Source organism: Rhizorhabdus histidinilytica (assembly GCF_900167915.1).
Taxonomy (GTDB): domain Bacteria; phylum Pseudomonadota; class Alphaproteobacteria; order Sphingomonadales; family Sphingomonadaceae; genus Rhizorhabdus; species Rhizorhabdus histidinilytica.
This window is the reverse complement of record NZ_FUYM01000005.1, coordinates 350,874-360,512: the sequence shown is the minus strand read 5'-3', so window position 1 is coordinate 360,512 and position 9,639 is coordinate 350,874. Positions and strand designations below refer to the sequence as shown.

The window sequence follows — 9,639 nt, the reverse complement described above, 5'->3', positions numbered from 1 at the left end:
ACCGTGATCAGCCCGTCGGACGGGCCGGACGGACGCGGATCAGCCAGCAGGCCGCGGTGAAGCGCACCTGGCCGTCGTGGCGATAGGGATTGAATCCCGCCCGCACCGCCGCGACGACGCGGGCCCGCAGCGCCTCGTCGAGGGTTGGCAGGACCCGCGCGAGCGAGCCGAGGCGGACCGCATAATTGTCGAGTTCGGCGTCGGACATGGTGCAATCGACGTCGACCGGCTCGATCTCCACCCCGGTCCAGCCGGCCGCCGTCAGGATCGCGCGCACCCGATCGGGATCGGCGAAGGCAAACTGGCCGGGCGCACCGGGGTCACGCGGCGGTTGCGGCGGCAGCAGGGGCGCCGCGGCGCGCTCGGCCGCGGTCATGAAACCGTTCTCGTCGGTGCCGCGCCATGCCAGCAGGACAAGGCCGCCGCCATCCCGCACCGCCCTCCGCAGATTGGCGAAGGCCCGCACCGGATCGCCGAAGAACATCACCCCGAAGCGAGAGATGACGAGGTCGAAGCTCGCCCGGGCGAAATCATGGCTTTCGACGTCGGCCTGGACGAAAGCTGCGGCGACCCCGGCCCGTTCCGCACGCGCCCGCGCCAAGTCGATCATCGGACCCGAAATATCGGCGCCGACGCACTCCCCGCCGGGTCCAAGCGCCGCTGCGATCGCCAACGTCGTCGCCCCCGTCCCGCAGCCGACGTCGAGCACCCGCCCGCCATGGACCTCGTGCGCCGCCTCGGCCAGCAGCGCCGCGAACGGCGCGAACAGCCGGTCGAGCAGCGCCTGCTCGTCGACCCAGGCCTGTCCGGCAATCCCGTTCCACAGCGCCTGCTGCTCGGCGCGCACCGTCTCGGCATCGGTCATTACCTTCTCCTGCATTGTCCGCGAATCGACTTTGGCCTAGCTTGCCACCTCAAGCCGGCTTGAGGTCAAGACCATGCGCGACCTGGACATATCAGAGGTGGCGAAGCGATCGGGCGTCCCCGCATCGACGCTGCGCTATTATGAGGAACGCGGGCTGATCGCCGCGATCGGCCGGCGCGGGCTGCGGCGGCTGTTCGATCCCGGCGTGCTCGAAAGGCTCGACCTCATCGCGCTCGGCCGCGCCGCCGGATTCCCGCTCGACGACATCGTGCCGATGGTCCGTCCCGACGCGGCACCGCACATCGATCGGGCGAAACTGCTCGACAAGGCGGACGAGCTCGACCGCATGATCCGCCGGCTCGGCATGCTGCGCGACGGCCTGCGGCATGCCGCCGCCTGTCCCGAGCCCGATCAGCTACAATGCCCGAAATTCCGCCGGATCCTGCGGATCAATGCGCGACGGCGGACGGCCTGAATATCTAGCGCTTGACCAGCTCGACATAGAGCCAGCCGCGCAGGCCGGCGAGGAAGGGGAGCTTGATCACCGCCTTCTCGAAGAAGGTGGCGAGCAGGAAGAGCGGGCCTACCCGGTAGAACATCGCCGGATATTGGCCGTGCCGCTCGAACGCGTCGATGCGGAAGCCATGCGCGGCCGCGTAATGGGCGATCTGGCTACGGTCGTTGGTGCGGTAGGCGGTCGGGAAGACGTCGATCTCGTCCCGGCCCTCGAAGCGGCGGACGATGCCGGCGTGGAAGCGGTTGGGGGTCAGCCGCGAGACGATCGAGACATAGTCCCAGCGGTTGGCGGTAAGGAAGATCCAGCGCCCGCCCTGCTTGAGCAGCCGCGCCGCCTCGCCATAGACCGCGTCGGGATCGACGACATGCTCCATCACCGAACGCGAATAGATCAGGTCGACTGAGGCGTCGGGCAGCGGAATCCGGCCAAGATCGGCCTCGATCAGCTCCATGCCCGGCTGCGGCTCGAGATGGACGAGGTCGACGCCGATCAGCGTCGCGCCGCTGTCGCGCAGCTCCTGGAGGTTGGGCGCGGTGTGGCCGCAGCCCGCGTCGAGGATGGTCAGGCCGGGGCCGGCCAGTTCGAGCAACCGGCGGCGCAGGCGGCGATAGGGATGCTCGACATGCGCCCAGAAGCGCTTGTAGGTCCAGTCGGTCAGCCCCCCCAAGCGCCGCTCCCTTCCCGCTTATTGGTTCATCGAGTCGAAGAAATCCTCGTTGGTCTTCGAATCCTTCATCTTGTCGAGCAGGAACTCCATCGCGTCGACGGTGCCCATCTGCATGAGGATGCGACGGAGCACCCACATCTTCGACAGCTTGCCCTTGTCGACCAGCAGCTCTTCCTTGCGAGTGCCCGACTTGCCGACGTCCATCGCCGGGAAGATGCGCTTGTCGGCGACCTTGCGGTCGAGCACGATCTCCGAATTGCCGGTGCCCTTGAATTCCTCGAAGATCACCTCGTCCATGCGGCTGCCGGTGTCGATCAGCGCGGTGGCGATGATCGAGAGCGATCCGCCCTCCTCGATGTTGCGCGCGGCGCCGAAGAAGCGCTTCGGCCGCTGCAGAGCATTGGCGTCGACACCGCCGGTCAGCACCTTGCCCGACGAGGGAACCACGGTGTTGTAGGCCCGGCCGAGACGGGTGATCGAGTCGAGCAGGATCACCACGTCCTTCTTGTGCTCGACGAGGCGCTTGGCCTTCTCGATCACCATCTCGGCGACCTGGACGTGGCGCTGCGCCGGCTCGTCGAAGGTCGAGCTGATCACCTCGCCCTTCACCGAACGCTGCATATCGGTGACTTCCTCGGGCCGCTCGTCGATCAGCAGCACGATCAGGAAGACCTCCGGATGGTTGTCGGTGATCGCCTTGGCGATGTTCTGGAGCAGCACCGTCTTGCCGACGCGCGGCGGCGCGACGATCAGCGCGCGCTGGCCCTTGCCCTGCGGCGAGACGATGTCGATGACGCGCGCCGACTTGTCCTTGACGGTCGGGTCGAGCGTGTCGAGCCGCAGCTTCTCTTCCGGATAGAGCGGGGTGAGATTGTCGAAGTTGACGCGGTGGCGGACCACGTCGGGATCGTCGAAGTTGATCGACGCCAACCGGGTCAGCGCGAAATAGCGCTCGCCGTCCTTGGGTGCGCGAATCTCGCCTTCGACGGTGTCGCCGGTGCGCAGGCCGAACTTCCGCACCTGGTTGGGCGAGACGTAGATGTCGTCGGGACCGGCGAGATAGTTCGCCTCCGGGCTGCGCAGGAAGCCGAAGCCGTCGGGCAGCACCTCGATCGTGCCCTCGCCCATGATCTGCTCGCCATTCTCCGCCTCGACCTTGAGGATGGCGAACATCAGGTCCTGCTTGCGCATCGTCGACGCGCCCTCGACTCCGAGCTCCTCGGCCATGCTGACGAGATCGGCGGGGCTCTTCTTCTTGAGGTCCTTCAGGTGCATCGAGGGAATTCCTGGTCTGGGTCTTCAGATCGGTCGGGAGAAGTCTCGGGCGGCGATGGGAAAGGAGCCGCTTCGGTTTTTGGCAGGAGAAAGGGTCCCCGCTCGAACGGCGGGCCTGTTCTTGGCCGGGAGGTAAGCGCGGCCCGGGTTCAAGTCAAGAGTCCGGCGATGGTTCGCAGGTGGTGGCGACTCAGAACGGCCGGACGATCACCAGGATCACGATCACCGCCGTGGCGATGCCGGGAATCTCGTTCATGAAGCGCAGTGCCTTGTCCGACGGGGCGCGGTAGCCCGCCGCCATCCGCCGGCCATAGCCGACCGCCCAGCCGTGGAAACCCGACAGCAGGAAGACGGTGGCGAACTTCGCCTGGAACCAGTGGACGCTCCACAGCGCCTGGTCGAACGCCAGCATCAGTCCGAACAGCCAGACCAGGATCATCGCCGGGGTGATGATGATCGAGCGCAACCGCCGCTCGCGCTCGATCCACGCGCGGTCCTCGGCCGATCCCGGCGCCGCGGCATGGTGGTAGATGAAGAAGCGGGGCAGCATGAACAGCCCCGCCATCCAGAAGATGACGAAGATGAGGTGCGCCGCCTTCACCCAGGGGTAGGCGTTGCCCAGAAAACCCATCATCGTCGTCATGGCCTCATCCCCTGACTCGCGCGAGCAGCCGCTCGACATGGGCGATCGGCGTGTCGAGCAGGATTCCGTGTCCCAGGTTGAACACATGCGGGCGCCCGGGGAAAGCCCCCAGGATCGCATCGACCGCGGCGTCGAGCCCCTCGCCCCCCGATACCAGCGCGAGCGGGTCGAGATTGCCTTGCACAGTCAATCCCTGGGGCAGGTTGGCGTGGGCCCAGGCCGGGTCGACGGTCTCATCGAGCCCGACCGCGTCGACGCCGGTCTCACGCGCATAGGCGGGGAGCTTGCCACCCGCACCCTTCGGAAAGCCGATCACCGGCACGCCCGGATGCCGCGCATGAAGCCGGCGGACCAGCTCGGCGGTGGGGGCGATCACCCAGCGTTCGAACTCGCGCGGGGCGAGGCTGCCAGCCCAGCTGTCGAACAGCTGCACCGCGTCGACTCCCGCTTCGATCTGCTTCGACAGATAGTCGGCAGTGGCATCGACCAGCGCGTCGACGATCGCCTGGAAGCCGGAAGGATCGCGATAGGCCTTGCGCCGTGTCTCGGCCTGCTCGCGGCTGCCTTGCCCGGCCACCATATAGGTGGCGACGGTCCATGGGCTGCCCGCGAAGCCGAGGAAGGTCGTCTCGGACGGCAGCGCCGCGCGGACCCGGCGGACGGTGCCGTAGATCGGTTCGAGCCGCGCCGGCACCGGTTCGAGATCGGCGAGCGTCCGGTCGACCAGGGTTGGCGACAGGCGTGGCCCCTCGCCCGCCTCGAAGCGCAGGTCCTGGCCCAGCGCGTGCGGAATGATCAGGATGTCGGAGAAGAGGATGGCGCCGTCGAAGCCGAAGCGGCGGATCGGCTGCAAGGTGATCTCGGCTGCGGCGTCGCTGTCATAGGCCAGCTCGAGGAAGCCGCCCTTGGTTTCCCGCAGCGCGCGATATTCGGGAAGATAGCGGCCAGCCTGGCGCATGAGCCAGACCGGCGGGGGATCGCGGCGCTCACCCCGGAGCACGGCGAGCAGGGGGCGCGTCTCGGCGGGAAGGGCAGCCATTATCTTCCTTATTGATTCTTTGAAGAGGAACTGAAGAGGTTTGTAGGGCGTTGGGTGCCGGGGTTTATTCACAGTTGGCGCGATTGCCAACAGCTTGACTCACGCGGAATCGCGGCGCCCTTCCGAGTCCCTCACGCCATTCCCATTATCCACAGCCTGTGGATCGATCCTATCCCCTGTGGATGGATCGCCGGAGATCGGCTCGGTCAGCGGGGATGAATCCGCCGCTTGAAAGCGTCCCCGCCCTTCCGCTAGCTCCATCCGCATGGTTTTCCACAGATCCGTCCCCTTGGGTATCGCGCTCCACGTCAGTGGATCAAACGATCGATGATCCGCCTCCATCTCCACCTCCTGTCGGATTCGACCGGCGAGACGCTCGAGAACATCGCCAAGGCGGGGCTCGCCCAGTTCGAGGGAGTCGAGACGATCAAGCATTTCTGGCCGATGGTGCGCAGCCAGGGGCACCTCGACCGCATCCTTCTCGAAATCGCGCAGCGGCCGGGGCTGGTGATCTTCACCCTGGTCAACAACGACATCCGCACCCGGCTCGAATCGCGGTGCCACGCGCTCGGTCTGCCCAGCGTCTCGGCCCTCGATCCGGTGATCGACGCCTTGTCGCAGCTGCTCGGCCAGCAGGCGCTTGCCCGGCCGGGACGGCAGCACATCCTGGATGCCGCCTATTATGCGCGGGTCGAGGCGATCCAGTACACGATCGCGCATGACGACGGCATCGCCTCCGAGGACTGGGAGGAGGCGGACATCATCCTGACCGGCGTATCGCGATCGTCGAAGACGCCGACTTCGATCTACCTCGCCAATCGCGGCTACAAGGTCGCCAATGTGCCGCTGGTGGTCGAATCCCCGCCGCCGCCCTCCTTCTACGCGCTGGTCCACCCGTTGATCGTCGGATTGACCACCAGCCCCGAGCGGCTCGTCCAGATCCGCCGCAACCGGTTGCTGTCGCTCAACCAGTCGCCCGAGACCGCCTATGTCGACCATGAGAAGGTCGCCGCCGAACTGAGCTTCGCGCGGCGCATCTTCTCCGACCAGGGATGGCCGGTGATCGACGTCACCCGCCGCTCGATCGAGGAGACGGCGGCCGCGATCATCAATCTCGTCAACGAACGCTCGGCGAAGGAAGAAGCGAAGTGAGGGACACTCCGGCTCCGTTCCTCCCCGGAACGAGGGGACGGGAGGCGCAGCCATGCTGATCCTCGCCTCGCAATCCGCATCGCGGCGGGGGATGCTCGATGCCGCTGGGGTACCGTTCACCGCGATGGCGGCCGGGGTCGACGAGGATTCCATGAAGGCCGGCCTGCGTGCCGAGGGTGTGTCGCCACGCAATCTCGCCGACGCGCTGGCCGAGCTCAAGGCGACCAAGCTGTCGCGGCGCCATCCGACCGACCTGGTGCTCGGCTGCGATTCGACCGTTGCGTTCGACGACGGCACGATGATCGACAAGGCCGAGACGCGCGCGGCGCAGCGCGACCTGCTGCTGCGGCTGTCGGGCAAGCGCCACAAGCTCCACAGCGCGGCGGTGATCTGCGAGGGCGGCGCGCCGGTGTGGCGCCATGTCGATACTGCGATCCTCCACGTCCGGCCGCTCGGCGAGGCGTTCGTCGACGCCTATCTGGATGCCGAATGGCCCGAGATCGGCCATTGCGTCGGCGGCTACCGGATCGAGGGACGCGGCGCCCAGCTCTTTGCGCGGATCGAGGGCAGCCAGTTCACCATATTGGGGCTGCCGCTGCTGCCGCTGCTCGACTATCTGCGCCTTCGGGGGGTGATGCCGTCATGAGCGAACTGCCATTCGCAGAGGTGATCGGCGATCCGATCGGCCATTCGAAGTCGCCGACGATCCACAAATTCTGGCTCGACCGGGCCGGACTCGCAGCGGACTATCGCGCGGCGCATGTGAAGCCCGAAGACCTTTGGATCTACTTCGAGGAGCGCCGCCGCGATCCCGCCTGGCGCGGCTGCAACGTCACCATCCCGCACAAGCAGGCGGTGATGAAGCTGATCGACCGGATCGATCCCGCCGCCGAGCGGATCGGCGCGGTCAACACGGTGGTGCCGGAGCATGGCGAGCTGGTCGGCTACAACACCGATTATGCGGGATTCCTGGAGCCGATCCAACCGCTGCTCGCGCAGCAGCACCTGTTCCGCATGGCGCGGGTGTTCGGCACCGGCGGCGCGGCCAAGGCGGTGGTGCTGGCGCTCCACGACCATGGCTTCACCATCGTCATCGCTGCCCGCGACCTCGCCAAGGCGCGTTCGCTGCGGGAAGCGTTCGAGCCCGACGAGCGCCTGATCGCGCCGATCGAGATCTTCGCCCACCCGACCGATTTCCCGTTCGACGACCGCGAAGGCATCCTCGACCTTGTCGTCAACACCACCTCGCTCGGCATGAGCGGACAGCCGCCGCTGGCGCTCGACTTCAGCCATGTCCCGCCCAACGCGGTGATCTACGACATCGTCTACGCCCCGCTCGAAACCCCGCTGCTTGCCGAGGCGAAGCGCCGGGGGCTGCGGACGATCGACGGGCTTCACATGCTGATCGGCCAGGCGGCGGCGGCGTTCGAGCGCTTCTTCGGCCGGCCCGCGCCGCGCGACGCGGACGACGCGTTGCGCGCGCTGCTGGTCGGCTGAGGCACGGGGTCGCGATGATCGTCCTCGGCCTCACCGGATCGATCGGCATGGGCAAGTCGACCGTGGCGGCGATGTTCCGCCGCCTCGGTGTCCCGGTCTACGACGCCGATGCCGAGGTCCACCGCCTCCAGGGCCGCGGCGGCAAGCTGGTCGCGGCGATCGAGGCGGCCTTTCCCGGCACGGCGGGGCCGCACGGCATCGACCGTACGGTGCTCGGCAAGGCGGTGCTCGGCGACAAGGCGGCGCTCCACCGACTCGAACGGATCATCCATCCCGCACTGGTCGAGTCGCGCCGACTCTTCCTCCGACGGCACCGATCGCGCCCGCTGGTGGTGCTCGACATCCCGCTGCTGTTCGAGAAGAAGGGCTGGCGACAGGTCGACGCGATCGCCGTGGTGTCGGCCCCGGCGTGGAAGCAGGCCCGCCGGGTGCTCGCGCGGCCGGGAATGAATCCGTTGAAACTCAAGCATATCCGCTCGCTGCAACTGCCCGATCACCAGAAGCGCGCGCGCGCCGACATGGTGATCGACACGGGCGGCACGATCGACCGGACCCGTGGGGCCGTCCGTCATCTCGTCTCTTGCCTCACCGCGCGCGGAGTCCGATATTGCCGGCATGCGTGAAATCGTCTTCGACACCGAAACAACCGGCCTGAACCCCGCAACGGGCGATCGGCTGGTCGAGATAGGCTGCGTCGAACTGGTCAACCGGGTCGAAACTGGCAACAGCTTCCACTGCTATTTCAACCCGCAGCGGCCGATGCCGTTCGAGGCCGAACAGGTCCACGGCCTGTCCGAACGCTTCCTGAGCGACAAGCCGCTGTTCGCCGACAAGGTCGAGGAGCTGCTCGACTTCATCGGCGACGCACCGCTGGTCGCGCATAATGCCAGCTTCGACTTCGGCTTCCTCAACTGGGAGCTGGGCGCCTGCGGCCGGCCGATCGTCGACATGGGCCGGATGGTCGACACGCTGCAGATCGCCCGCAAGATCCACCCGGGCGCCAAGCACAGCCTCGACGCATTGTGCAGCCGCTACGGGATCGACCGCAGCCACCGGGTCAAGCATGGCGCGCTGCTCGATGCACAGCTCCTTGCCCAACTCTATGTCGAGCTGACCGGCGGCCGCCAGATCGGCCTGTCGATCGGCGAGGCCGTGGTCGAGGAGGTCGTTGTCGTCGCCACCCCCCGTGCGGTCGTGGCGGCGAGCAGGACGATCCGGGCGATCCGCCCCCATTTTGCGAGCGAGGAGGAACTGGAACGACACAAGGCCTTTGTTGAGAAGCTTGATGCGCCGCTCTGGTTGGAGGGTGCAACGGGCTGAGAAGACAATCCGATAATGTCCGGATGGCGGCAAGCCACGGGGCGGTCCACCACCGGCACACCAGAAGTTGGAGAATTGCCATGGAAATTCGTGTTTCGGGACATCAGGTTGATACGGGCAACGCCCTCCGGACCCATGTCGAGACCCGGCTCCACGCGATCGCCGACAAATTCTTCTCCCGAAGCCTCTCCGCCCATGTGACCTTCGGGCGCGGCCAGCACGGCAACGGTTTTTCCTGCGACATCGTCGCCCATGTCATGCACGGCGTGATCCTGAAGGGATCGGGCCAGGCGATGGATGCGCATCCGGCCTTCGACCAGGCCGCCGACCGGATCGAAACCCAGCTCCGCCGCTATATGAACCGGCTCAAGTCGCGGGTTCCCGCGACGCCGCAGCTCGTCGACGCGATCGACGAGAATGCTGGCTATACCGTGTTCGAGGCGCCGAGCGAGGACGAGGCCGCCGGCGACAGCCCGGTGATCATCGCCGAAACGCGGGTCGACGTTCCCGACGCCAGCGTGTCCGACGCGGTGATGATGCTCGACCTTCGAAATACGACCGCGCTTCTCTTCCGAAATTCTGGTACGGGCGCCTTCAATATGGTGTATCGGCGCACCGACGGCACGATCGGCTGGGTGGAGCCGAGCCGGGCGGCCGGATAAGG

12 protein-coding genes are annotated in these 9,639 nt (G+C 66.9%); 7 read left to right on the top strand and 5 right to left on the bottom strand.

The window, feature by feature from the left end; all coding sequences use genetic code 11:
* Positions 1-7: 7 nt before the first annotated feature.
* A complete protein-coding gene (locus B5X82_RS13675) occupies positions 8-865 on the bottom strand; it encodes a class I SAM-dependent methyltransferase (RefSeq protein WP_079648703.1) in 858 nt (285 codons plus the stop codon).
* Between the two features lie 73 nt (positions 866-938).
* Between B5X82_RS13675 and B5X82_RS13670 the strand changes: the two genes are divergently transcribed.
* Positions 939-1,340: a helix-turn-helix domain-containing protein gene (locus tag B5X82_RS13670; RefSeq protein WP_079648702.1), complete on the top strand. Its 402-nt coding sequence runs from the start codon at positions 939-941 to the stop codon at positions 1,338-1,340.
* A 4-nt stretch (positions 1,341-1,344) separates the two neighbouring features.
* Here B5X82_RS13670 and B5X82_RS13665 read toward each other — a convergent pair whose 3' ends face one another.
* The 4 genes from B5X82_RS13665 to hemE all read right to left on the bottom strand — a co-directional run bounded on the left by B5X82_RS13665 (position 1,345) and on the right by hemE (position 5,006).
* Complete coding sequence (locus tag B5X82_RS13665; protein ID WP_079648701.1) at positions 1,345-2,049, bottom strand: class I SAM-dependent methyltransferase; 705 nt, start codon at positions 2,047-2,049, stop codon at positions 1,345-1,347.
* An 18-nt stretch (positions 2,050-2,067) separates the two neighbouring features.
* Complete coding sequence (rho, locus tag B5X82_RS13660) at positions 2,068-3,324, bottom strand: transcription termination factor Rho (RefSeq protein ID WP_047167261.1); 1,257 nt, start codon at positions 3,322-3,324, stop codon at positions 2,068-2,070.
* A gap of 190 nt (positions 3,325-3,514) precedes the next feature.
* Complete coding sequence (locus B5X82_RS13655) at positions 3,515-3,967, bottom strand: CopD family protein (RefSeq protein WP_079648700.1); 453 nt, start codon at positions 3,965-3,967, stop codon at positions 3,515-3,517.
* A 4-nt stretch (positions 3,968-3,971) separates the two neighbouring features.
* Positions 3,972-5,006, bottom strand: coding sequence for a uroporphyrinogen decarboxylase (gene hemE, locus B5X82_RS13650; RefSeq protein ID WP_079648699.1), 1,035 nt, complete (start codon positions 5,004-5,006; stop codon positions 3,972-3,974).
* 327 nt (positions 5,007-5,333) lie between these two features.
* Here hemE and B5X82_RS13645 point away from each other — a divergent pair, with 327 nt between their 5' ends.
* The 6 genes from B5X82_RS13645 to hpf all read left to right on the top strand — a co-directional run bounded on the left by B5X82_RS13645 (position 5,334) and on the right by hpf (position 9,637).
* Positions 5,334-6,158, top strand: a complete 825-nt coding sequence (locus tag B5X82_RS13645; protein ID WP_079648698.1) for a pyruvate, water dikinase regulatory protein — start codon at positions 5,334-5,336, stop codon at positions 6,156-6,158.
* A 52-nt stretch (positions 6,159-6,210) separates the two neighbouring features.
* Complete coding sequence (locus tag B5X82_RS13640) at positions 6,211-6,804, top strand: Maf family protein (protein ID WP_079648697.1); 594 nt, start codon at positions 6,211-6,213, stop codon at positions 6,802-6,804.
* The gene (aroE, locus tag B5X82_RS13635; protein ID WP_079648696.1) at positions 6,801-7,655 is read left to right on the top strand and encodes a shikimate dehydrogenase; all 855 of its coding nucleotides are present in this window, start codon (positions 6,801-6,803) and stop codon (positions 7,653-7,655) included. Before B5X82_RS13640 ends, aroE begins: the two co-directional genes overlap by 4 nt.
* 14 nt (positions 7,656-7,669) lie before the next feature.
* Complete coding sequence (gene coaE, locus B5X82_RS13630) at positions 7,670-8,278, top strand: dephospho-CoA kinase (RefSeq protein WP_079648695.1); 609 nt, start codon at positions 7,670-7,672, stop codon at positions 8,276-8,278.
* Entirely contained in the window at positions 8,271-8,975 is a 705-nt protein-coding gene (gene dnaQ, locus B5X82_RS13625) for a DNA polymerase III subunit epsilon (RefSeq protein WP_079648694.1), read from the top strand. Before coaE ends, dnaQ begins: the two co-directional genes overlap by 8 nt.
* 80 nt (positions 8,976-9,055) lie before the next feature.
* Complete coding sequence (hpf, locus tag B5X82_RS13620) at positions 9,056-9,637, top strand: ribosome hibernation-promoting factor, HPF/YfiA family (protein WP_079648693.1); 582 nt, start codon at positions 9,056-9,058, stop codon at positions 9,635-9,637.
* Positions 9,638-9,639: the final 2 nt, after the last annotated feature.

Bases quoted from the DNA above. Each gene is read 5' to 3' on its own strand.
- B5X82_RS13675 (WP_079648703.1), bottom strand. From the start codon at position 865: ATGACCGATGCCGAGACGGTGCGCGCCGAGCAGCAGGCGCTGTGGAAC.
- B5X82_RS13670 (WP_079648702.1), top strand. From the start codon at position 939: ATGCGCGACCTGGACATATCAGAGGTGGCGAAGCGATCGGGCGTCCCC.
- rho (WP_047167261.1), bottom strand. From the start codon at position 3,324: ATGCACCTGAAGGACCTCAAGAAGAAGAGCCCCGCCGATCTCGTCAGC.
- B5X82_RS13655 (WP_079648700.1), bottom strand. From the start codon at position 3,967: ATGACGACGATGATGGGTTTTCTGGGCAACGCCTACCCCTGGGTGAAG.
- hemE (WP_079648699.1), bottom strand. From the start codon at position 5,006: ATGGCTGCCCTTCCCGCCGAGACGCGCCCCCTGCTCGCCGTGCTCCGG.
- B5X82_RS13645 (WP_079648698.1), top strand. From the start codon at position 5,334: ATGATCCGCCTCCATCTCCACCTCCTGTCGGATTCGACCGGCGAGACG.
- B5X82_RS13640 (WP_079648697.1), top strand. From the start codon at position 6,211: ATGCTGATCCTCGCCTCGCAATCCGCATCGCGGCGGGGGATGCTCGAT.
- aroE (WP_079648696.1), top strand. From the start codon at position 6,801: ATGAGCGAACTGCCATTCGCAGAGGTGATCGGCGATCCGATCGGCCAT.
- coaE (WP_079648695.1), top strand. From the start codon at position 7,670: ATGATCGTCCTCGGCCTCACCGGATCGATCGGCATGGGCAAGTCGACC.
- dnaQ (WP_079648694.1), top strand. From the start codon at position 8,271: ATGCGTGAAATCGTCTTCGACACCGAAACAACCGGCCTGAACCCCGCA.
- hpf (WP_079648693.1), top strand. From the start codon at position 9,056: ATGGAAATTCGTGTTTCGGGACATCAGGTTGATACGGGCAACGCCCTC.